We start from the raw sequence: 21,964 nt of genomic DNA, 5'->3' as shown, positions 1-21,964 counted from the left end.
GGGGTATTTCCATATGAAACACGTCTCTCGCCGCCTGCTGATGGCAGGCTCCGCGTCGGTTCTGCTGGGCGCCTTGGCGCCGCTGCATGCCGAGCAGGTAAGCAATAACGATCTGCTGAAGCTGGTCAAGCAGCAGGCCGCCGAAATCAACGATCTGAAGAAGCGCCTGGCCGCCGTCGAAGCGCACGAGCATGACGCGCCGCAGGTGGTCACGACACCGCCCGCAAATGCTGCAACGCAGCCGGTGGCTACGCAGGCACAGGTGCAGGCGGCAATTGCCGAATCCCGCGCCAGCGAGCTGGCGCTGGTGCAGGCGCAGGGCGGCAATGGCGGCGGTTCCGGTGGCGGCAATGCCAGTTGGGGCAAGGGCGGCGAAGCCGGGCCGGTGTTCAGCAGCGACGATGGCTTCTTTACTTTCAAACCCGATGGTCGCCTGTTGGTGGACTTCACCAGCACGCGTGGTTCGTCGTACGACACGCGCAATATCAACGGCTCGCAGATCAGTCAGACGCGCTTGGGTGGCGAAGGCACGATCGGTCCGTTGGGTTATCACGTCGAAGCCGATTTCGCCGGCAACAAGGTCTCGTTGCGCCAGGCCTACATGAGCTATGAAACACAGCTTTGGAGTCTGCGCAGCAAATTCTACGTCGGTAACTTCCTCAAGGATCTGGGCACAGAAGGTTCGAGCGAACAGGCGCGTACGCCGTTCATGCTGCGTAATGCCGCGGTGACGGTAGGCGAGCCGGTCAATAGCTTCTTTGGCCTGGGCGCGCAGATGAAAGTGTATGGCGACAATTGGCACTACAGCTTGTCGGTCACCGGCAACTCGCCGTCGAGTTCGACCACCGGCACCAGTTCCGATTCGGTGGCGTATCTGACGCGCGCGCACTGGAATCCGATCAAGGGCAGCGATGGCTTTGTGCATGTCGGCGCGTGGTACTGGTACGAGAGCATCAGCAGTGGTGTCGCCAGTATCAACAACACGCCGGCGATCGCGCTCGACTACAACGCCAACCTCGCCGTATCGGCCAGCTCGATCGCCAACCCGTCGCAGGACCACGGTTCGGGTTACGAACTGGGTGGTGTCTATCGCGGCTTCTGGGCGATCGGCGAATACGGCAAGCGCACCATCGATTCGCATACCGCCGATTCGGTGTCGCGCCACGGCTCATCGTTTGCCGCCGGCTGGATGATCACTGGCGAGAAACCCGGGTTCACCAGCCGCTCGGGAAGCTGGGGTGCGGTGAAGGTCAACGATCCGGTGACATCCGGCGGTTGGGGTGCATGGGAGCTTGCTGCACGCGTCGATCACTACGACTACACCGATGCACCGCGCGGTGGCCTGGGCCAGGGTTACACCCTTGGCGTCAACTGGTATCTCAACGACTGGTCGCGCCTGATGTTCAATTACATCCGCTGGCACACCGACAACAAGGTGGGCAGCTTCCAGGGGCCGGACTGGGGCAATTCGTTCGGCATTCGTACGCAGGTGGTGTTCTAGTCGATCGCAAGGCGGCCCGTATGACGGGCCGCCTTATCGAATCGGTCAAGCCTTGGCATGAAGCGTCGCGAACGCCTTGTGCAGGTACTGGAGCAGCTCGGCATCGACAAACGAGCCGGCCATCAGTTCGGGTTCGTTGTCATGCGCCTTGCGAAAACGCAGATGTGTCTGCGGATCATCGCCTGCATAACTACGAAAAAGTTCCATCCAGCGTTTGGCGAGCGCCTGCACCGTGGGGGACTCCGGCGCGGTGCCCATGGCGATCTCCTTGCGCAGGGCGGCGACCAGTGCCGGCCAATCGTCCATATACGTGGGATAGTGTTCGCGCATGAAGGCCAGCTCATGCGGCTCCAGATACCGTGCGTAGATCGCCATGCGGCCCTCCATCACGGCCAGGCGAACAAAATGTTGAACCTCGGGCGTGATGCGGCTCGCTGCCTGCAACGCGGGTTCGCTTGCATGCATCTTGTCCAGGCGATCGAGGAAATCGGCGTTGTTGCCGGTATCGCGTTGCAGCGTTCGCATCCAGCGCAGGCCAAGGATCTGCGCCTCATGCGCGTCCGGCGGGATACGCCGATCGATCATGCCTTGCACCATGTCGACCATCGCCGACCATTCGGCCTGGGCGTCGGCATCGTTCAGCATGGGAAAGCGTTCCAGTTCTTCGGGTGAGAAGTAGTTTTCGTACATCGTCATCAGCTCCAGCGTGTCCAGCCATTGGGCCAGGTCGGGGGCCTGTCCTGCCGCCAGTTGCGTGCGCAACTCGATGAGCTGCCGCTTGAGCCGAAGTGCCTGCGCCAGTTCACGCTCGATCTGCGCGAGCTGGCGGTCGATCACCTCGGTCAATGGCACCTGCGGCCCGGACAGGGCGTTGCCGATGTCGGTCAAGCTAAGACCCAACCGACGCAACGCCTGGATACGGTGCAGGCGTTCGATGTTCGCGCGGTCGTAAAGCCGGTAGCCGGCATCGGAGCGCGACGAAGGAACCAGCAGGCCGATGCTGTCGTAATGATGAAGCGTGCGGACCGTCAGCCCGCTCCGCTTGGCAAGTTCACCGACGCTCAACAACATGCCGCTTCCTCCGTCGTGGCTGGAGCGGCAACTTAAGCCCTCACGTTGCGTGAGGGTCAAGCGTTATTTGCGGGGTGTGGCTGGTTGGTCACTCCAGCTGATAGGAAAAACTCAGCCCATAGCGCGGATAGCTTTCGCCGGGCACATGATCGCCGATGGCCTGCGCGGCGGAGACATCGACGTTGTAGTGCTTGCCGTCGCTCAGGCGCAGGCCGATGGCGAACGTCCTGAGCGTATCGAGCGGCAACTCGGTACCGTGCAGATAAACACGCGCGACCTGGGCCACCGCATAGGGCGTCAACGACTTGAACCATTTGTACGACGACACAAAGGGGCGGTTGAGCTCGAACGCCGCGCCCCAGCCGCTGTCGCCCGACACGCTGCCCGGGTCGTAGGCAAGCCCGAAGCGCGGGCCGCCGAAACTGATCTGCTCACCCGAGGGCAGGTGGTTGTGGCTGTACTGGCCGGCGAAGCTCACAACCGTACCCCAGTGTTTGCCCCAGCTGTCGCTCTGCGATGCGTTCACGTCGTAACGGGTGAATTTGGTGTCGGTCAATTCACCCGGAATGATCGCGACATTGCTGAGGATGTCGCTCTGCGCACCCAGCGCGTTCAAACCCTGGCCGATGCTCACGCTCACCTTGCGCACGCGTTTGTTGCTCGCCTGGACGAAGTCGAGATCCAGATGCAGGACCCGCACACGCGTACGCAACTGCAGCGACACGCCGGTCAGCTGGTTGAAATACATGTCGTCCTGGTTCGAACCGTACAGGCCTGCTCCGGCGATCAGACTGCGTGTCGGTCCAAGCAGCAGGGGATAGGTGAAGGCCAGCCCCAGATGGTCCTGGCGCAGGCGATGGCGCAGATAGGGCGGCAGCGCGTTGTCGTCGATATCCGGGTCGCCGAAGAAATACGAGCCGTCCAGCTTGCTCATGAAGCCATCGGAGCCGAGCATCTGCGAATAACCGGCGGCATAGAATTCCTGTTGCCCGCGGCCATGGGGAAACATTACCGATGCACTGACTTGCTCGGCCATCGGTGTCAGGCCATTTACAAGGCCGTTGACCAGCCCTTGTACGCCGGGATGGTTGAAGTCGATGCCACTGGTGGCGTTGTAGCGTTTGCGCTGAACTTGCAGTTGTAAACGTGTCGCGCCATCGGTCGTCGTGGGAGCGGGAACGTTGGCGGCAATCTTGGCGCCCGGCAACATGCCCAGGATCTGGATGTAACGCTCGAACGTCGCCCGTTTCAACGGGCGGTCGGCCGTAATGTGACGTGCGATCGCACGAATCTTGTGCTCCATATTGCCTGCGTCGCCGGTGATATCCACCGCTGCGACATAACCTTCGACAGCAACGACTTTGACTACGCCCTGCTCGAAGGTCTGTCCCGGCACGTAGCAGAACGACAAGGCATAGCCGTGTTGTTGATAAAGCTTGGTGCACGCGTCGGCAGCGGCAAGCAGATCGGACACACGGACGTTCTTTCCGGTCAGTGGCTTGAACAAGGCCGCAACATCGTCGAAGGGAATCGAGTGCACGCCGGCAATATCGACGCGCGAGGGCGTCAGCGTGCTGGCGAGCAGTGCCGCCAGTTGCGGATTCTGCTGTTGCTGCACATTGAGCGTGACGCTTGGTTGCGCGGCGGGCGTATCGACGCGCGGTAATGTCTGCAACGGATTGGCAACCGGTGGTCTGGCTTGCCCCCAGGCGCCGGTCGCCATGGTGGCGGCCAGCGTCGCACCCAGCCATTTCCTCATTTGACGCGCTCCTTGAATCCCACGGGGTATGACCGCGCATGCTCAATGCGCATAGCGAGGGTCGACGGGCATAAGAAGAGGCGGCCATCCGGCCGCCTCTTCGAGTCGCGGTTACTTCTTGTGGCCGCCTAAACCGCCCAGGATCCCGCCAAGGCCAAGTAGACCGCCCTGGTTCTTGTCGCCTGTATCGCCGGCCACGCCACCGAGGCCGCTGGTTAGTCCGCCGGTCAATCCACTCAAGCCCGTCGGTCCCGTCGTGGCATTGGCCAGGCCGTTGACGACAGTGTTGAGCGTTTGCGTCACCGGCTGTAACGGGCCACTGTTGACCGCGGTCGTTACGCCTGTGCCGACGTTCGACACCGTGCCGCCGACCGTGCCTACGACATTGCCGACCACCGAGGTGACCGGGTTGAGTGGCGCCAACTGGCCGCTTCCGATGCTGGCCACCGTGGCGCCAATACCGGTTACAGCCTGACCGGCTCCGGTGACGCCATTACCCGTACCTGCCAAGGTCACGCCGACCGGATTGGCGATGCTGCCCGACTGCCCGAGGCCTGCGGTGACACCGCCGCCGATCGTGCTGACTGCGCCGCCCAACGTCTGCACGCTGCCACCGAGCAATTGCCCGGTCTGACCGGTGCCGCCGGGTAACGGTGCCGATGCGATCCCTGCACCGATGCCGCTGACCAGGCCGCCAACGCCGCTGGTTGCACCACCGCCGGCCTGAGATACCGCCGCGACCAGGTTGGTCGGGCCCGTACTGCCGCTGCCGTTGGTCTGGCCCAGCGTCAGCACAGGCGTGACGACATTGCTGAGGCCTTGGGTCAACTGACTGGCCGGACCTGAGCCAAGCAGATGGTCGAGCGCCCCACCGCCTTGATTCACGCCCACGCCCAGCGTGGATACGGTCGTACCGACCAGCGAGGTAATCGGTGCGATCGGCGATCCCTGGAAATCGCCCACGGCCTTGACGGTCTGGCCGAGATCGTTGACCGCCGTTCCCGTGGAGCCGACGACACCGCCCAGGCTACCGACGGTCACACCAACGGGATTGGCGATATTGCCGGTCTGGCCCAGGCCATCGACGACGCCATTGCCGAGCGTGGTGACCGCGCCGCCGACATTGCCAACAACGCCACCAAGTCCTTGTGTGACGCCATTGCTACCGCCGAGCAAGGTCTGTTGGGGAATCTGCGCACCGATACCGGAAATGGTGCCGCCCGCGTTGCCCACGATCGTGCCGACGCCGGTCACGATGGTGCTGATGACGCCATCCGGAGGAGGCGTGCCGCCACCACCCGTGCCGCCACCTGTTCCACCGCCGCCGGTGCCACCACCTCCACCTGTGCCTCCACCACCCGTACCGCCACCACCCGTACCGCCACCACCCGTACCGCCACCACCCGTACCGCCACCACCTGTTCCGCCACCGCCTGTACCACCACCGCCACCTGTGCCACCACCACCGGTGCCGCCTCCATTTCCGCCGCCGGAGCCGCCACCACCAGAACCGCCACCATTATCTCCACCACCGCCGCCACCGCCGGAACCACCGCCGCCGGAGCCGCCACCACCATTATCTCCACCACCGCCTGAGCCACCGCCACCCGCGCCGCCGGGGTTTATCACGCCGCCGCCGCTGGAAGATTTATAAGAGCCGGATCCGGAGCAAGCGGACATCGAGACGGCGGCCGCAATAATGCAGCTCGCTAGCAGGGTCTGCTTTAGCACCGTACTGATACGCGTTTTGTCCATGACCATTCTCCACAAGTGTCCACCGTGTGGCTCAGGCGCGCCTTCAGCTAGTGGGCGAATGGCTCATTAGTTAGAGGTCCCCTGAAGATTAGCCACCCCTTAATCCGAACTAATGGTGGGAGGGCGATAACCGATTAACTGATATTGGCAGTTCAGTTATCCTCAGCATCTCATCCGGATGGAGTGATTATTTAGACTTGGCGTGTGAATAAGCAAAACAAAATCCGTTTAAATTTCGTTAAAAGTTATTTATATCGTCGTTTATTTTGTGAAGGAGGTTTTGATTTGAAAACATTTATATCCGAAACGTGACTTGGTTTTATTGCTTGCGCTTGGATGGCAGGATTCTTGAATGGTGTATAGGCTAATTCGATTAATTGTATGCAATCGTTTTTTAAAGTCCGACAAATAGACTGTTAATGCCGGATATTTTTCGACCAACGTCTAGTGCGCGCCGCCCGGCCGGTGGTTCAGTCTTGCATGCAAGATCATCCGCACAGGTCGTGGCCATGGGTTATGAGGAGTTCTACCGCCGATCGGTCGAGGAGCCCGAGGCGTTCTGGGCCGAACAGGCGCAATCGATCCACTGGCAGACCCCACCCCGGCAGATTCTGGACGCCTCGCAGCTGCCTTTTCGCCGCTGGTTCGTCGGTGGCATGACCAACCTTTGCTACAACGCGCTCGACCGCCACCTGGCCGAGCGTGGCGACCAGCTTGCGCTGGTCGCGATCTCCGCGGAAACCGATATCACGCGGGAGCTGACCTATCGTGAGCTTCACCGCGAAGTGAATACGTTCGCCGCTGTGCTTGTCTCGCTGGGCGTGGGCAAGGGTGATCGTGTCGTCATCTATATGCCCAATATCGCCGAAGCGGTATTTGCGATGCTTGCCTGCGCAAGGCTGGGCGCGATCCATTCGGTCGTCTTTGGCGGCTTTGCGGCGCATAACCTGGCCCTGCGTATCGACGACGCGAAACCCAGGCTGCTGATTGCCGCCGACGCCGGCATGCGTGGCGGCAAGGTCATTCCGTACAAGCCGCTGATCGACGCCGCACTGGAGGAAGCACAGTTCGCGCCTGCGCATGTGCTTATCGTGGACCGAAAGCTTGATGCGCAGATGACGCGTATCGCCGGTCGCGATCTCGATTACGGTGAGTTGCGGCGCGACTTCGAAAACAGCGACGTACCGGTCACCTGGCTGGAATCCAACGAGCCGAGCTATCTGCTCTATACCTCCGGCACCACCGGCAAGCCAAAAGGGATTCAGCGTGATGTCGGCGGCTACGCGGTAGCCATGGCGATGTCGATCCGTTGGATCTTCGATATCGCCCCTGGGCAGGTGATCTTTTCCACCTCGGACGTCGGCTGGGCGGTAGGCCACTCTTATAATGTGTATGGCCCGTTGATCGGTGGCGCGACCTCGCTGCTTTACGAAGGCCTGCCGATCCGTCCCGATGCAGGTGTGTGGTGGCGGCTGTGCGAGCGCTATCGTGTCCGCACGATGTTCTCGTCGCCCACCGGTATCCGCATACTGAAAAAGCAGGACGCGGCCTGGCTGAAAAAGTACGACCTGTCGCAGCTGAAATGGCTCTTCGTTGCCGGCGAGCCCTTGGACGAGCCTACCGCACACTGGATTACCGAAGGTCTGGGTGTGCCGGTGATCGACAACTACTGGCAGACCGAAACCGGCTGGCCGGCAATTACCTTGATGCCCGGGCTGGAATTGAAGCCGATAAAGTTCGGCTCGCCCGGTTTGCCCGCACCGGGCTATCGCATGAAAGTGATCGACGAAAGCACGGGCCAGGAAGCAGCGGCGGGGCAGAAGGGCGTACTGGTGTTCGAGCCGCCTTTGCCGCCCGGTTGCCTCACCACCGTCTGGGGTGACGACGAGCGTTATTGCCAAAGCTATTTCAGTCACTTCGCCGAGCTGCTTTACAGCTCGCTGGACTGGGCCATTCGCGACGACCAGGGCTACACCACCATTCTTGGGCGCACCGACGATGTGATCAACGTGGCTGGGCATCGCCTGGGGACACGGGAAATCGAAGAGTCGGTATCCACGCACCCAGCGGTCGCCGAAGCTGCCGTGATCGGCATGCACGATGAATTGAAAGGGCAGGTGCCCGTGGTATTCGCCACCTTGAAACAGGACACCGGCACGGCGACGGATATCGCCAAGGGGATGCAGCAGCGTGTGGTCGATCTGCTGGGCAGCATCGCCAGGCCGGCGCGCGTGTATGTGGTCGGCGCCTTGCCCAAGACGCGTTCGGGGAAACTGCTGCGGCGCTCCTTGCTGGCGTTGGCGGAGGATCGCGATCCGGGCGACTTGTCGACGCTGGACGATCCCAACGCGCTGGAGGAAATTCGCAAGGCGCTGGAGCGTGGGCCGGATCAGGGCGGTTGAGCGTTAACAAACCCTGGGCCCTGAAAACAAAACCCCGGCACAAGGCCGGGGCTCTGCCAACACTCGCCCTGCGAGGCGATGCTTAAGCTGCAATCTCTTCTTTTACTTCCACCGGCATGCGGATCAGGTGATCGAACGCGCTGAGCGACGCCTTGGCGCCTTCGCCCATGGCGATGATGATCTGCTTGAACGGCGTCGTCGTGACGTCGCCCGCGGCAAACACACCGGCTACGGAAGTACGACCATGCGCGTCGACTTCGATCTCACCACGCGGCGACAGCTTGACCGAACCCTTCAGCCATTCGGTGTTCGGCAGCAAGCCGATCTGCACGAAGATGCCTTCCAGCTCGACCTTGCGGCTTTCGCCGTTGCTGCGGTTGGTATAGACCAGGCCTTGTACCTTCTGGCCGTCGCCGATCACTTCGGTGGTCTGCGCACTGACGATGATGTCGACGTTGGACAGGCTGCGCAGCTTGCGCTGCAGAACGTCGTCCGCACGCAGCTGGCCGTCGAATTCAAGCAGGGTGACATGGCCCACGATGCCGGCCAGGTCGATCGCCGCTTCGACGCCCGAGTTGCCGCCGCCGATCACCGCCACGCGCTTGCCCTTGAACAGCGGGCCGTCGCAATGCGGGCAATAGGTCACGCCCTTGTTGCGGTATTCCTGCTCGCCCGGCACACCCATGTTGCGCCAGCGGGCGCCGGTGGAAAGGATCACCGACTTGGCCTTCAGTGACGCGCCGTTGGCCAGCTTGATCTCGATCAGACCGTTGGCGTCTTTGGGTGCGATCAGCTGTTCGGCGCGCTGCGAATTCATGACGTCGACGTCGTACTCGTGCACATGCTGTTCGAGGGCGGCGGCCATCTTCGGGCCTTCCGTATACGGCACAGAAATGAAGTTCTCGATCGACATGGTGTCGAGCACCTGGCCGCCGAAGCGTTCGGCTGCGACACCGGTACGGATGCCTTTGCGCGCGGCATAAATCGCCGCCGCGGCGCCGGCCGGGCCACCACCGACGACGAGCACGTCGAACGGCTTCTTGGCCTTCATCTTCTCCGCATCGCGCTTGGCGGCGCCGGCGTCGATACGGGTGACGATCTGCTCGACCGACATGCGACCGGTATCGAACAGTTCGCCGTTCAAGAAGACGGTCGGCACCGACATCACCTGGCGCGCGTCGACCTCGTCCTGGAACAGCGCGCCATCGACCGCGACATGCTTGATATTTGGATTGAGCACGCTGATCAGGTTCAGCGCCTGCACGGTATCGGGGCAGCTATGGCACGAGAGCGACATGAAGGTCTCGAAGACGAACTCGCCTTCGATGTTCTGGATCTGCTCGATCAGTTCGGGTGCGGCCTTGGATGGATGGCCGCCCACCTGCAGCAGGGCCAGCACCAGCGAGGTGAACTCGTGGCCCATCGGGATACCGGCAAAGCTCACGCTGACATCGGTGCCCAGGCGATCGATCGAGAACGAGGGCTTGCGCGCACCGTCGGCGCGGCGCAGCGAGATTCGCGGCGACATCGACTCGATGTCTTGCAGCAGGGCGAGGAGTTCCTGCGACTTTTCGCTGTCATCGACAGAGGCCACCAGTTCGATCGGGTGCACGACCTTTTCGAGGTAAGCCTGCAATTGGGTCTTCAGATCGGCGTCCAACATGAGGTGTACTCCAGCGACTCTAATCAGGGGAAAGGGTGTTTGTTTCGGGCCGAGCACCGCCAAAGCTGTGGCTCAATAGCCCAGCATTTGATGGTCGATACGAAGTTCGTGGTGCGGACCCGGCGAGCGTGCCGGGTCCGCTGCAAGCCCGTAGGGATCGGGCTGCGGGTCACAAGAAGCGCTGGCTTAGATCTTGCCAACCAGGTTGAGCGACGGCTTGAGGGTCTTCTCGCCTTCCTTCCACTTGGCCGGGCACACTTCGCCCGGATGGGCGGCGACGTACTGAGCGGCCTTGACCTTGCGCAGCAGCTCGCTGGCATCACGGCCGATACCGTTGTCGTGGATTTCGCACAGCTTGATCTGGCCTTCCGGATTGATCACGAAGGTGCCGCGCAGGGCCAGGCCTTCTTCTTCGATCATCACGTCGAAGTTGCGGGTGATCGTGCCGGTCGGGTCGGCGAGCATCGTGTAGTTGACCTTGCCGATCGCCTCGGAGGTGTCGTGCCAGGCCTTGTGGGAGAAGTGCGTGTCGGTCGAAACCGAGTAGATCTCAACGCCCAGCTTCTGGAACTCGGCGTAATGGTCTGCGAGGTCTTCCAGTTCGGTCGGGCAGACGAAGGTGAAGTCGGCCGGGTAGAACACCACGACGGACCACTTACCCTTCAGCGAGGCATCCGTGACTTCGACGAACTGGCCGTTCTTGTAAGCCTGTGCCTTGAACGGTTTGATTTCGGTGTTGATCAACGACATCGTTATTTCTCGCGTGGTTGGTTGGAAACCACGTATTTTACGCAAGTGCAGCAATAAATCTAATTGATAGTTGGGATTGGGTTGATTGGCTGTGGCTATCGATATGGTGGAAGTGCTTGATCTGTCAGGGTGGTGCTCCTTCGCTGCGGCGCAATCGCGCATCGACCACCGTGGCGGTGACGATGTCGCTGCCGACATTTACCGTGGTGCGCAGCATGTCCAGGATCCGGTCCACCCCCAGCACGATGCCGATGCCCTCGGCCGGCACCTCGAAGGTGACCAGCAGGCCGGCGATCAGCGGCAGCGAACCGCCAGGTATCCCGGCCACCGCCACCGCGCTCAACACGGCCAGCAACATCAACACGGCCTGCTGAGCCAGCGATAGTTCGACGCCAAAGGCCTGCGCCACGAACAGCACCACGCAGCCCTCGAACAAGGCCGTGCCGCTCATGTTCATGGTCGCGCCCAGTGGCAGTACGAACCCGGCTGTCGTCGGCGACAGTTTCAATTCGTCACGCGCAATGGCGAGCGAGGCGGGCAGGGAGGCGCTGCTGGAACTGGTCGAGAATGCCGTGATCAGCAGTGGGCGAATCTGTTTGAAGTAAGCCAGCGGCCGCCGCCCGGTGAACAGGCGCAACCATAGCGACAGTGTGCCGAACAGATGCAGCAGCAAGGCCGCCGAGCAGCTCACCACGAAGACGGACAGGGTCAGCAGGATATCCACGCCGACTTTCACGATGACGCTGTAGATCATCGCCGGCACGGCATAGGGCGCGAGCTTGAGTGCAAAGCCGACGATACCGGTCATGACTTCACTGATCAGGTCCAGGCCGGCTTGAAAGCGGGCGCGTTTTTCTTCGCCCAGTTGCGTCGCCGCGGCGCCGACCAGAAGGGCGAACAGAATCAATGGGAGCACATCGCCCAACGCACCACGATTCTGGCCGATAAAGGCCCCGAATAGATTGCGTGGCATGAACATGTCCACCAGCACCGCCAGGCTCATCGAAGGTTGCCCGCGCCCGACGTCCACCGCCTTCTGCGCACTGCCGCCGTACTCGCTCATGAGCAACTGCTGTGAACCTATAGCCAGATGATGGCCGGGCTGCAGCAGGTTCATCATGATCAGGCCGATCGTCACCGCGATGGCCATATTGGCGAAGAACAGGACGAAAGTGCGGCCGGCGAGTGGGCCGAGGCGATCAAGCCGGCCCAGCTGCGTGATGCCCGAGGCCAACGAAGCGAAGACCAGTGGGATCACCACGAAGAACAGCAAGCGCAGAAAAATCTGGCCAAATGGGTCAAGCACGGTAATGGCTACGGAGCGTGCGCCTGTCAACACGTCCGGATAAAACTGGCCGATGCCCAGTGTGGTCACGCCAGCGACCACGCCGATCGCCAAGCCCCAAAGAATGCGTGTTGCCAGGGATTTAGGTGTTGTACTCATGAACTTCAATGTACGTGGCTGGGGAGATCGCGTCATGTCGGCGCTTGTCCCTGCTCTCATCCGTGATTGACCTACAATGTTGCTGTGCAATAACGACAGGCGAACGAGGTTTTCGCCAGTGCGCTAAAATAGCATTTTTATCCGGAGGCGATATGGCCCAGCTTGCATCTCCCGGCGCGCGATTCCGCGACGCCCTGGCCGCCGAACAACCCTTGCAGGTGATTGGTGCGATCAATGCCAATCACGCCTTGTTGGCCAAACGTGCAGGCTACCGTGCGATCTATCTTTCGGGCGGCGGTGTTGCGGCCGGCTCGCTGGGTTTGCCTGACCTGGGCATCAACACGCTCGAAGACGTATTGATCGATGTGCGCCGCATCACCGACGTGTGTGACACGCCGCTGATGGTGGACATCGATACGGGGTTCGGCCCGAGCGCGTTCAATATTGCGCGTACGGTCAAGAGCCTGATCAAGGCTGGTGCCGCTGCTTGCCATATCGAGGATCAGGTGGGCGCCAAGCGTTGCGGTCATCGCCCAGGCAAGGAAATTGTCTCCGCCAGCGAAATGGCCGACCGCGTCAAGGCCGCTGCCGATGCCAAGACCGACCCGGGCTTCTTTCTGATTGCCCGCACCGACGCCATCGCGGTCGACGGTGTGGATGCGGCCATCGAACGCGCCATCGCCTGCGTCGAAGCCGGTGCCGACGGCATTTTCGCCGAGGCCGCCTATGACTTGCCGACGTACCGTCGTTTCGTCGATGCGGTGAAGGTGCCGGTGCTTGCCAATATCACCGAGTTCGGCCAGACGCCGCTGTTCAGCGTCGACGAGCTGCGTACAGCCGGAGTGAGCATCGTGCTGTATCCGCTCTCCGCCTTCCGTGCGATGAACAAGGCCGCGGAGAACGTGTACACCACGATTCGCCGTGATGGCCATCAGCGCAACGTGATCGACAGCATGCAGACGCGCGAAGAGCTCTACGACCGTATCGGCTACCACGACTTCGAAAAGCGCCTGGACGCGCTGTTCGCAAAGCAAAGCTGAAACCCCATTCCCAGCAAGGGCGCATGCCGCCCTTGTGTTGCTTTAAGGCATCTCCAGGAGAGTCACTGATGAGTGAGCAAACCCTTCCCAAGGCCAAGAAATCCGTCGCTCTTTCCGGCGTGGCTGCGGGTAACACCGCATTGTGTACCGTCGGCCGCAGCGGCAACGACCTGCACTATCGCGGTTACGACATTCACGATCTGGCGGCCAAGGGCTGCTTCGAGGAAGTCGCTTACCTTCTGGTGCACGGCGTGTTGCCGAACTGGTCCGAGCTCAACGCCTATCGCGCCAAGTTGAAGCGCCTGCGTGGCCTGCCGGCACCGGTCAAGAGTGCGCTGGAACTGTTGCCCGCTGCCACCCATCCGATGGACGTCATGCGTACGGGTTGTTCGGCGCTCGGTACGGTGCTGCCGGAGAAGGACGACCATAACGTCACCGGCGCCCGTGACATTGCCGATCGCCTGATGGCCTGCTTCGGTTCGATCCTGCTGTACTGGTACCACTTCAGCCATAACGGCAAGCGCATCGAGACGGTGACCGAGGACGAGTCGATCGCTGCCCATTTCCTGCACCTGTTACATGGCAAGAAGCCCAGCGAGCTGCATGCGCAGGCCTTGGACAAGTCGCTGGTGCTGTACGCCGAGCATGAGTTCAACGCTTCGACCTTTACCGCACGCGTCATCGCCGGTACCGGCTCGGACATCTATTCTGCAATCACCGGTGCGATCGGTGCGCTGCGCGGCCCCAAGCACGGCGGTGCCAACGAAGTAGCGATGGAAATCATCGCGCGCTATCGCAATGCGGCCGATGCAGAGGCGGATATCCGCGCCCGTGTGGAGCGCAAGGAAATCATCATCGGCTTCGGTCATCCGGTTTACACCGTGTCCGATCCGCGCAATGAAATCATCAAGGAAATCTCGCGCAAGCTGTGCACCGACGGTGGCAACCCCACTCTGTTCGACGTGTCCGAGCGCATCGAGAAGCTGATGTGGGACCTCAAGAAGATGTTCCCGAACCTCGACTGGTACTCGGCCAGCGCGTATCACATGATGGGCGTGCCCACCGCGATGTTCACCCCGCTGTTCGTTATTGCCCGCACGTCCGGTTGGAGTGCGCATGTGATCGAACAGCGCGAGGACGGCAAGATCATTCGTCCGAGCGCGAACTACACGGGCCCGGATGATCTGGCTTACGTGCCGATCGAAAAGCGCTGAGCTTGAGGTGATGTGTTGACAGGGCAGGGGCTTTGCCGCCCCTGCCTTTTCTTTTGTCATGGCTGGCCGCGACTCAAGAAAACTTTAAACAATCCTCCCTATCCGTCATCCCGGCGCAGGCCGGGATCCAGTGACGTTGTGGTCGGTTATCGCAGGAGCATCAAAAATCTGCTCTATCGCGAAAGTCGGAAACCGAAGCCGCTGGATCCCGGCCTGCGCCGGGATGACGATAGGAAAAACCTGGGGTATCCGAGGTACTGGCGATGCCCCAAAACCCAAGCTGAAGAAACGACCGGACAGGTGTAACACGCGCGATACACGCGCCCTGAGTTTGCGCGCTCGTGTCGAGTAGTGCGTTCCAAGTGCATGAAATCCATCGCGACATGACATGCACTGCAACCTGAATACCCCGTCGATCAAGCATACCTATGTAACAGCCGCGTATCACTCGGCCGTCCAAACGGCTGAACGAGATGCCGTTGAATGGCTTGGATATGATTCAATTAATTGATTTATATTGATTATTTGTAGAGTCGCGCCGTCCCTGCGACATGGCACACAAGCTGCAAGACGTGAGCGCTGCAACGAAAGACAAACAGGGGGTTACCGCATCGTTCACGGAGACCCAATCATGCGCAAGACTCTACTTGTAACAGCCGTATGCCTCGGACTGGGATTTGCACTTCCGGCCTTGGCGGATGATACGCAGACCGGCGGAGCCGGACCCAGCGCACAGCGCCATTCAAGCGTGACTGCCGACGCGTATGCCAATGGACTGGGCAGCGCAGCGGCCAATAACGGAGGAACCTCTACCTCGTCGGTCGCCAGCTCGTTCAATACCAGTAACGCCATTGCGACCAGCACGCTCGACGGTACCGTTACCGATATTCGCATTCACGATATCGGCAACGTAGCCCGCAACACGGGTGACGCCAGTGGTGGTAACGGCGGCGCAGGCGGTCGTGGCTACGGCGGCGACGGCACCGGTGGCCGTGGTGGTTCAGGTGGCGATGGCGGTAACGCGCGTTCGCACAGCGGCGCGGTAGGCGATGCCGATAGTGCCAGCGGCGATACCGGCGCACTCAGTGCGGCATCCGGTGGAAACAGCAACGGTGACAGCGGCAACGCACGCAACCATCAGCGTGGTGCCGGCAACGGTACCGCAACGACGGGTGCTGCAACCTGGGCAGGCGGTGCAGGCACAGGTGGCGCGTCGACGGCGAGCAGCGGTGCTTCGACCGCGACTGGCGGTACCAGTGGTTCGTCGGCGAGTACCGGCGGAGCTGGCGGTGCCGGCGGTGCGGGTGCCGAAGGCATGGGCGGTGCGGGTGCTGGTGGTGCCGGTGGTGCCGGCGCGGCTGGCGGCTCGGCCATGGCCGATGCAGGCACGTTCAACATGTCCAACACCATGGACAGTGCGGCAGCGGCGGCGGCAGGCGTAAGCGTCATTGCACAGAACAGCGGCCTTGGCTCGCTGATCCAGCAAAGCGTAAACGTGCAGGCCAATCTGAACGTCGGTCCATAAGATCGCTAACGACATCGGGGGGCGCGCAAGCGCCCCTCGATCGTTGCGGCGAATGAGGGAGTACACGCCATGCGATCCCATCGATATCTACTTGGCCTTCTCTGCGCTTGCGTGAGCGTCGGCGCGTTCGCGTCCGATCCACCGCAATCGACAGACGCCCACGATGTCGCCGGCTTTGGCCGCAGCATCGACAGCAACGCCCTGGCGAAGCTGAGCGGTGGAACCAATGTCACGTCGAACATGACCCTGACCGGCACGGTCAGCAATAACGTCGATACCAATGTGGCAACCGGGTTCAACGATATTTCGTCCGGCTCGTTCAGCGGTGCTACGGGCATACCGATGGTAATCCAGAACACCGGTAACAACGTTCTTATCCAGAACGCCACTATTCTCAATGTGCAGTTCCAGCCGTGATGAAGAGGCGCGCTCTATGCTGCGGATTGGTCCTGCTGCTGGCACCGCTTTGCGTAGGCGCGGTGGATCTGACCGGTGTGCAGGGTGAGGGCTACCGCATGCATATCACCAGCCTGAAAGAAGCGCGCTTCAAGAACACGGTACGGCAGAAGTACGACTTCAGCTGTGGCTCGGCAGCGGTAGCGACGCTGCTGACCTATCAATACGGTTATCCGGTCAACGAAGAAACCGCGTTTGCGCAGATGTATGCACACGGCGATCGCACCAAGATCAACAAGGAAGGTTTCTCGCTACTGGACATCAAGATGTTTCTCGCGGCCAACGGCTTCGACGCCGATGGTTTCCAGGTGCCGCTGGAGAAGCTGGAAGAAGAAAACCTGCCCGCGATCGCGCTGGTCGACGAGCGCGGTTACCACCATTTCGTGGTGATCAAGGGCGTGCGTGACGGACGCGTGCTTATCGGCGATCCGGCGCTTGGCACCCGTTCGGTGCCGATCGCTCAATTCGAGGCGAGCTGGAAGAACGGCTTGGTCTTTGTGATTCATAACCGCCGCAATCAGGCGGTATTCAACAGCGCGAAGGACTGGCGCGTCGTGCCGATGGCACCGCTGGGCCTGAGCATCGATCGCAGCGGGCTTGACCGAATCACCATCCCCAAGCGCGGTCCAGGCGATATCTAGGTGATGACGTCATGACCTTCCAGCGCACATTCATTTTTGGGCTCGTTCTCAGCCTGGCAAGCCAGGCGGTGTTCGCAGCCGATGGCATCGGATATTGGCAGCCGGTCAGCGACCAGCGCCTTGGGCAAATGCGTGGCGGCTTCGATCTGGGCAGCGGCATCGTGGCATCGCTGGGCATCGACCGCGCGGTCTATATCAACGGAAACCTGGTCACCAGTACCAGCATCAATATTCCCGACATCAGTCACATCAGCAGCGCTCAGGCGACAGCGCTGGCAGCGGTGATGAATACGGCCAACCTGGTGCAGAACGGTCCCGGCAATAGCGTCGATCCCTCGACGCTGAGCCAGGCGCGTGGCGCAACGATCATCCAGAACACCTTGAACAATCAGCAGATCCAGGCACTGACCACGCTCAACGTGAGCACCAATAGCCTGAATCTGTTTCGCGCCATGGGACTGCAAGACAGCCTGCAATCGGCATTGATCGGTTCGCAGGGACATTGAGGCTCGGACTTTGGGGGAACGTCGATGGCACAGGGATCATGGAAAAAGCAGTGTGCAGTCGGATGTCTGGCTAGCCTGGGCATACTGAGCGGCGCCGTCGTCGCGCAACAGACGCCCGATGACGTCCAGCCGGCGCCCGACGTGCGCCAGCGCATCTCCGAACAGGGTCAGCATATCGACGAGATGCGCGACAAGATCGATGCGCAGCTCGAGCAGCTGGCTGCGATGCAACGCGAGCTGGCCAAGCAGGAGGCGGACTATCGCGCATTGCGCCACGCCGTCGGCATGGATGTGCTCGACAAGCAACGCGCCGGCAATATCGCCGCTGGCGGCAGTCGCGCCTCGGCTCTGCCGATGCCTGCTGCCGACGCGATCGCCGCCGCCGATGCCGCTACCGACGACACCAGGCAGCCCGTCGGTCAGGCGCCGCAGCACGACGACCGTCCGCCGGAGGTGGCGCCCATTTTCGATCAGCCGGGCGTGCTGACGCCGCGTGGCAAGCTGGTGGTCGAGCCGTCTTACCAGTTCGGCTATTCCTCCGCCGACCGCGTTGCCCTAGTGGGCTATACGGTGATACCGGCGATTCTTATCGGCTTGATCGATGCCCGCCAAGTCAAGACCACGACGCAGACCGGCGCTATTGCAGCGCGCTACGGCATCACCAATCGGTTGGAAGTGGAGGTGCGCGTGCCGTATGTCTACGCGCACACCGATACGATCAGCCGCGAGATATTTACCGGCACGTCGCAGGACAACGTATTCACCACCAGCGGGCACGGCATCGGCGACGTCGAAGCCACGGCGCGCTACCAGGTCAACGACGGCGGCGCGGACAAGGCTTATTACATCGCGTGGTTGCGTTTCAAATCGCGCACCGGTACCGACCCCTTCGAAGTCACGACCGATTGTGTGACGCGCTGCGTGCAGAACGCGACCGGCACCGGGCTGCCGCTGCAATCGCCGACCGGATCGGGTTTCTATTCCCTGCAGCCGGGCGTGACCTGGCTTTATCCGTCAGACCCAGTGGTGTTCTTTGGCAACCTGAGTTACCTGCACAATTTCCCGCGCGACAACGTCACACGCAACCTGGTGCTTGCCGGCAAGGAAAATCTGGGCAAGGTCAAGCTGGGCGATATCGTCGATGTCAGCATCGGCATGGGTCTGGCCTTGAACGAGAAGGCCTCTTTCAGCATCGGCTACGATCAGAGTTTTATCGGCACCACCAAGCAGAACAATCAGACGGTGCCTGGCTCGGCCAAGTCGGTACTGGGCACGCTGTTGATCGGTGGTTCGTATCGATTCAACCCCAAGCGCACCGTCAACTTCACCCTGGGTGTCGGCGTGACGCGCGACACCCCGGATGCGACGGTGACGGTACGTGTACCTATGATGTACTGATGCTCAACGTACCGCTGCCCTCAGGCCGAGGGTAGCGACTTGCGCTTTTGTACCCACCAGCCACCACCGCAGACCAGTCCAACCAGCAGTACGTCCAGCACATACTTCATCCATTCGCGCGCATCGAACCACGCCGATACCAGATGGTCGTGGGCGATCATGCGCGCTGCGGTCCAGGCAATCGCTGCGGCGCCGATATAGATGATGATCGGAAAGCGTTCGATCAGCTTGAGGATCAGGGTCGAGCCCCATACCACCAGCGGCACGCTGATCGCCAGGCCGATGATCACCAGCCCCATATGCCCGCTCGACGCGCCGGCGATCGCCAGCACGTTGTCCAGGCCCATCAAGGCATCGGCAACGATGATCGTGCGTAGCGCTGCCCAGAAATTGCCGGCCGGATTGATGTGATGATCGTTGCCGTCCTCGGTTTTCAACAGCTTCCATGCGATCGGCAGGAGCAGCAGGCCGCCGGCCAGCATCAGGCCCGGCAGCTTGAGCAAATAAACGACGACTGCGGTCAAGGCGACTCGCACCGCAACCGCGCCGAAGGTGCCCCAGAACACGGCCTTCTTTTGCAGCTGCTTGGGAAGATTGCGTGCGGCCAGCGCGATCACGATGGCGTTGTCGCCCGCAAGCACGAGGTCGAGCAGGATGATCGCCAGGAGGCTGGAGAGAAAATCGGTACCGGTCAGTTCCATGCGGGTTTCCTTGCGCGCTTGACTCATGCGACGACGGCAGGCGCGCGCGGCCTGCGGTCATCGCAAAAGTCTCGTTCGCAGCCAATGCCGCCGTGGCGCCCGGAGCGGAGTGTCCGCTCGTGATGACGATCGCCACACAGGTGCTTGCCCAAGATGAGCCAGCTACCCGGAACTACTCCCCTTTGGGATGTAAGTACGGCGGCGATTGTACAGGTGGGCGGGGAAGGGCGGTAGCGTGCTGCGTCACGACGTGCCCTGGCCAGGCCCGTCCGGCTAGAATGGGCGTTTTCCTCTCGACGAGACTCGCCCCATGAGTGCGCACGACATCCGTTCCGCCAAGCGTCCCGATCCCGACCAGCCGATGGTCGACATCGCCAACTACGTGGTCGATTACAAGATCGACTCGAAGGAAGCGTACGACACGGCGCGCTACATGCTGCTCGACTCGCTGGGCACGTCGATGTTGGCGATGAAGTTTCCCGAATGCGTGAAGCATCTGGGGCCGGTCGTCCCGGGCGCGAACATGGTCGGCGGCGCACGCGTGCCCGGTACCAGCCACGAGCTCGACCCGATGCAGGCCGCGTTCGCCATCGGTACGCAGATCCGCTGGCTCGATTTCAACGACACCTGGCTGGCGGCCGAGTGGGGCCATCCGTCGGATAACCTCGGCAGCATCCTGGCCGTGGCCGATTACTTGAGCCGCAAGGCCGAGCGTGAAGGCGGCAAGGCGCTGACCGTGCGCGACGTGCTGACCTATGCAATCAAGGCCCACGAGATCCAGGGCTGCTACGCGCTCAAGAACAGCTTCAACCGCGTCGGTCAGGATCACGTCATCCTGGTGCGCCTGGCCTCGACGGCCGTCGCCACCGCGATGCTTGGCGGCGACAAGGAGCAGATCACCACCGCTGTGTCGCATAGCTGGATCGACAACGGTGCGCTGCGTACTTACCGCCACGCGCCCAACACCGGTCCGCGCAAGAGCTGGGCTGCCGGTGATGCCTGCCGTCGTGCCGTCACGCACGCCATCAATGCCGTGTATCGCGGTGTGGTGGGTTACCCGTCCGCGTTGTCGGCCAAGACCTGGGGCTATTACGACGTCGCCTTCAAAGGCAACGCGTTCGAGTTCGAGCGCCCGTTCGGCAGCTACGTGATGGAGAACGTGCTGTTCAAGATCAGCTTCCCGGCGGAATTCCACGCCCAGACGGCGGTGGAATGCGCGATGCAGTTGCACGGCCAGGTCGCCGGCAAGCTCGATCAGATCGAAAAGATCGTCCTGGAGACCCAGGAAGCGGGTTGCCGCATCATCGACAAGACCGGTCCGCTGGCCAACTACGCCGATCGCGATCACTGCATCCAGTACATGGTGGCCGTGCCGCTGATCTTTGGTCGCCTGACCGCGGACGACTACAACGACGACGTGGCCGCCGACCCGCGTATCGATGCGTTGCGCGACAAGATGGAAGTGCGCGAGAACCCGCAGTTCACCAAGGACTACTTCGATCCCGACAAGCGCTACATCGGCAACTCGGTGCAGGTGTTCTTCAAGGACGGCACCAGCACGGACAAGGTCTCGATCGACTTCCCGATCGGCCATCGCAACCGTCGCGCCGAAGGCATTCCGGTGCTGCTGAAGAAGTTCGAGGCGGCTATGCGTGGTCACCTGCCGGCCCATAAGGTCAAGGCGATCCTCGAGGCCACCCAGGATCCGGCCAAGCTCGACGCCATGCCCATTCACGATTTCATGACGCTTTTTGCGGTTTAAATCGATGTGAGCCGAAACTGAACGGGCGCGTCTGGTAAATCCCTAAATGTTTAGTTTTTGCTAAACTGCCGGCGCCCGTACTGGATCCAAGTAATCCCCGCTCTGCGTGCCGCGTTAAATCGATGCGAGCGCCAGGTGCCCCGAAGCGCATACGAAGAAAAACCAAGAAAGGAGATATCCAATGAATCGTAAGGGCCTGTATTTTCTGATCGCCCTGGCTCTGGGTGGCGTTGGCGCCGCTCATGCACAGGATCAGGCGGCTTCGAGCACGCCGAGCTACGACGGCCGCTGGTACATCGCGCCGACCGTTGGCGGCTACTACAACGATACCGATCGCAACACCAACAGCCGTCAGGTTTACTACGGTCTGGGCGTC

The 21,964-nt window shown here is 61.4% G+C and carries 17 protein-coding genes and 1 pseudogene; 11 read left to right on the top strand and 7 right to left on the bottom strand.

Annotated features, from left to right (window positions below; translation table 11 throughout):
• Window positions 1-13 precede the first annotated feature (13 nt).
• Window positions 14-1,501 carry an OprO/OprP family phosphate-selective porin gene (locus ACZ6WW_RS00615; RefSeq protein ID WP_465272536.1) on the top strand — a complete coding sequence of 496 codons (1,488 nt, stop codon included), beginning with the start codon at window positions 14-16 and terminating at the stop codon, window positions 1,499-1,501.
• A gap of 45 nt (window positions 1,502-1,546) precedes the next feature.
• Here the strand turns inward: ACZ6WW_RS00615 and ACZ6WW_RS00610 are convergent, their stop codons facing one another.
• The 3 genes from ACZ6WW_RS00610 to ACZ6WW_RS00600 form a co-directional block, all read right to left on the bottom strand.
• The gene (locus ACZ6WW_RS00610; protein ID WP_465272535.1) at window positions 1,547-2,572 is read right to left on the bottom strand and encodes a MerR family transcriptional regulator; all 1,026 of its coding nucleotides are present in this window, start codon (window positions 2,570-2,572) and stop codon (window positions 1,547-1,549) included.
• Window positions 2,573-2,660: 88 nt separating this feature from the next.
• On the bottom strand, window positions 2,661-4,331 hold the full coding sequence (locus tag ACZ6WW_RS00605; RefSeq protein WP_465272534.1) for a ShlB/FhaC/HecB family hemolysin secretion/activation protein: 1,671 nt from the start codon (window positions 4,329-4,331) through the stop codon (window positions 2,661-2,663).
• A gap of 111 nt (window positions 4,332-4,442) precedes the next feature.
• Window positions 4,443-6,086, bottom strand: a complete 1,644-nt coding sequence (locus tag ACZ6WW_RS00600) for a collagen-like triple helix repeat-containing protein (protein ID WP_465272533.1) — start codon at window positions 6,084-6,086, stop codon at window positions 4,443-4,445.
• A 476-nt stretch (window positions 6,087-6,562) separates the two neighbouring features.
• Here ACZ6WW_RS00600 and prpE point away from each other — a divergent pair, with 476 nt between their 5' ends.
• Entirely contained in the window at window positions 6,563-8,488 is a 1,926-nt protein-coding gene (gene prpE / locus ACZ6WW_RS00595) for a propionate--CoA ligase (protein ID WP_465272532.1), read from the top strand.
• A gap of 82 nt (window positions 8,489-8,570) precedes the next feature.
• Here prpE and ahpF read toward each other — a convergent pair whose 3' ends face one another.
• The 3 genes from ahpF to ACZ6WW_RS00580 all read right to left on the bottom strand — a co-directional run bounded on the left by ahpF (window position 8,571) and on the right by ACZ6WW_RS00580 (window position 12,345).
• Window positions 8,571-10,151: an alkyl hydroperoxide reductase subunit F gene (gene ahpF, locus ACZ6WW_RS00590; RefSeq protein WP_465272531.1), complete on the bottom strand. Its 1,581-nt coding sequence runs from the start codon at window positions 10,149-10,151 to the stop codon at window positions 8,571-8,573.
• A 186-nt stretch (window positions 10,152-10,337) separates the two neighbouring features.
• Window positions 10,338-10,901, bottom strand: coding sequence for an alkyl hydroperoxide reductase subunit C (gene ahpC, locus ACZ6WW_RS00585; RefSeq protein WP_281852573.1), 564 nt, complete (start codon window positions 10,899-10,901; stop codon window positions 10,338-10,340).
• Window positions 10,902-11,025: 124 nt separating this feature from the next.
• Window positions 11,026-12,345: a dicarboxylate/amino acid:cation symporter gene (locus tag ACZ6WW_RS00580; protein ID WP_465272530.1), complete on the bottom strand. Its 1,320-nt coding sequence runs from the start codon at window positions 12,343-12,345 to the stop codon at window positions 11,026-11,028.
• A 152-nt stretch (window positions 12,346-12,497) separates the two neighbouring features.
• Between ACZ6WW_RS00580 and prpB the strand changes: the two genes are divergently transcribed.
• The 7 genes from prpB to ACZ6WW_RS00545 all read left to right on the top strand — a co-directional run bounded on the left by prpB (window position 12,498) and on the right by ACZ6WW_RS00545 (window position 19,125).
• Window positions 12,498-13,385 (top strand): methylisocitrate lyase, encoded by an 888-nt coding sequence (gene prpB / locus ACZ6WW_RS00575; protein ID WP_465272529.1) that lies wholly within the window; start codon window positions 12,498-12,500, stop codon window positions 13,383-13,385.
• 68 nt (window positions 13,386-13,453) lie between these two features.
• Window positions 13,454-14,599, top strand: a complete 1,146-nt coding sequence (gene prpC / locus ACZ6WW_RS00570; RefSeq protein WP_281852576.1) for a bifunctional 2-methylcitrate synthase/citrate synthase — start codon at window positions 13,454-13,456, stop codon at window positions 14,597-14,599.
• Window positions 14,600-15,230: 631 nt separating this feature from the next.
• Entirely contained in the window at window positions 15,231-16,124 is an 894-nt protein-coding gene (locus ACZ6WW_RS00565; protein WP_465272528.1) for a hypothetical protein, read from the top strand.
• Window positions 16,125-16,193: 69 nt separating this feature from the next.
• Window positions 16,194-16,541, top strand: coding sequence for a hypothetical protein (locus tag ACZ6WW_RS00560; RefSeq protein WP_465272527.1), 348 nt, complete (start codon window positions 16,194-16,196; stop codon window positions 16,539-16,541).
• The gene (locus ACZ6WW_RS00555) at window positions 16,541-17,221 is read left to right on the top strand and encodes a C39 family peptidase (protein ID WP_465272993.1); all 681 of its coding nucleotides are present in this window, start codon (window positions 16,541-16,543) and stop codon (window positions 17,219-17,221) included. The genes ACZ6WW_RS00560 and ACZ6WW_RS00555 overlap by 1 nt, the downstream gene beginning before the upstream one ends.
• Before the next feature lie 11 nt (window positions 17,222-17,232).
• On the top strand, window positions 17,233-17,727 hold the full coding sequence (locus ACZ6WW_RS00550) for a hypothetical protein (RefSeq protein ID WP_465272526.1): 495 nt from the start codon (window positions 17,233-17,235) through the stop codon (window positions 17,725-17,727).
• Between the two features lie 24 nt (window positions 17,728-17,751).
• On the top strand, window positions 17,752-19,125 hold the full coding sequence (locus ACZ6WW_RS00545) for an acetate kinase (protein ID WP_465272525.1): 1,374 nt from the start codon (window positions 17,752-17,754) through the stop codon (window positions 19,123-19,125).
• A gap of 20 nt (window positions 19,126-19,145) precedes the next feature.
• Here the strand turns inward: ACZ6WW_RS00545 and ACZ6WW_RS00540 are convergent, their stop codons facing one another.
• Window positions 19,146-19,826: a TerC family protein gene (locus tag ACZ6WW_RS00540; RefSeq protein ID WP_465272524.1), complete on the bottom strand. Its 681-nt coding sequence runs from the start codon at window positions 19,824-19,826 to the stop codon at window positions 19,146-19,148.
• A gap of 310 nt (window positions 19,827-20,136) precedes the next feature.
• Between ACZ6WW_RS00540 and ACZ6WW_RS00535 the strand changes: the two genes are divergently transcribed.
• Window positions 20,137-21,588, top strand: a complete 1,452-nt coding sequence (locus ACZ6WW_RS00535) for a bifunctional 2-methylcitrate dehydratase/aconitate hydratase (RefSeq protein ID WP_465272523.1) — start codon at window positions 20,137-20,139, stop codon at window positions 21,586-21,588.
• 181 nt (window positions 21,589-21,769) lie between these two features.
• Window positions 21,770-21,964 (top strand): annotated as a pseudogene (locus ACZ6WW_RS00530) (OmpA family protein); the annotation flags it as partial.

The sequence above is a fragment of the Dyella sp. NPDC103356 genome (genome assembly GCF_055584465.1).
This window is presented reverse-complemented; position numbering and strand designations above follow the sequence as displayed.

Coding starts and splice junctions, on each gene's coding strand:
- ACZ6WW_RS00600 (WP_465272533.1), bottom strand. CDS start 6,086: ATGGACAAAACGCGTATCAGTACGGTGCTAAAGCAGACCCTGCTAGCG.
- ahpC (WP_281852573.1), bottom strand. CDS start 10,901: ATGTCGTTGATCAACACCGAAATCAAACCGTTCAAGGCACAGGCTTAC.
- ACZ6WW_RS00555 (WP_465272993.1), top strand. CDS start 16,541: ATGAAGAGGCGCGCTCTATGCTGCGGATTGGTCCTGCTGCTGGCACCG.
- ACZ6WW_RS00605 (WP_465272534.1), bottom strand. CDS start 4,331: ATGAGGAAATGGCTGGGTGCGACGCTGGCCGCCACCATGGCGACCGGC.
- ACZ6WW_RS00615 (WP_465272536.1), top strand. CDS start 14: ATGAAACACGTCTCTCGCCGCCTGCTGATGGCAGGCTCCGCGTCGGTT.
- ACZ6WW_RS00580 (WP_465272530.1), bottom strand. CDS start 12,345: ATGAGTACAACACCTAAATCCCTGGCAACACGCATTCTTTGGGGCTTG.
- ACZ6WW_RS00540 (WP_465272524.1), bottom strand. CDS start 19,826: ATGGAACTGACCGGTACCGATTTTCTCTCCAGCCTCCTGGCGATCATC.
- ahpF (WP_465272531.1), bottom strand. CDS start 10,151: ATGTTGGACGCCGATCTGAAGACCCAATTGCAGGCTTACCTCGAAAAG.
- ACZ6WW_RS00550 (WP_465272526.1), top strand. CDS start 17,233: ATGACCTTCCAGCGCACATTCATTTTTGGGCTCGTTCTCAGCCTGGCA.
- ACZ6WW_RS00545 (WP_465272525.1), top strand. CDS start 17,752: ATGGCACAGGGATCATGGAAAAAGCAGTGTGCAGTCGGATGTCTGGCT.
- ACZ6WW_RS00560 (WP_465272527.1), top strand. CDS start 16,194: ATGCGATCCCATCGATATCTACTTGGCCTTCTCTGCGCTTGCGTGAGC.
- prpB (WP_465272529.1), top strand. CDS start 12,498: ATGGCCCAGCTTGCATCTCCCGGCGCGCGATTCCGCGACGCCCTGGCC.
- ACZ6WW_RS00535 (WP_465272523.1), top strand. CDS start 20,137: ATGAGTGCGCACGACATCCGTTCCGCCAAGCGTCCCGATCCCGACCAG.
- ACZ6WW_RS00565 (WP_465272528.1), top strand. CDS start 15,231: ATGCGCAAGACTCTACTTGTAACAGCCGTATGCCTCGGACTGGGATTT.
- prpC (WP_281852576.1), top strand. CDS start 13,454: ATGAGTGAGCAAACCCTTCCCAAGGCCAAGAAATCCGTCGCTCTTTCC.
- ACZ6WW_RS00610 (WP_465272535.1), bottom strand. CDS start 2,572: ATGTTGTTGAGCGTCGGTGAACTTGCCAAGCGGAGCGGGCTGACGGTC.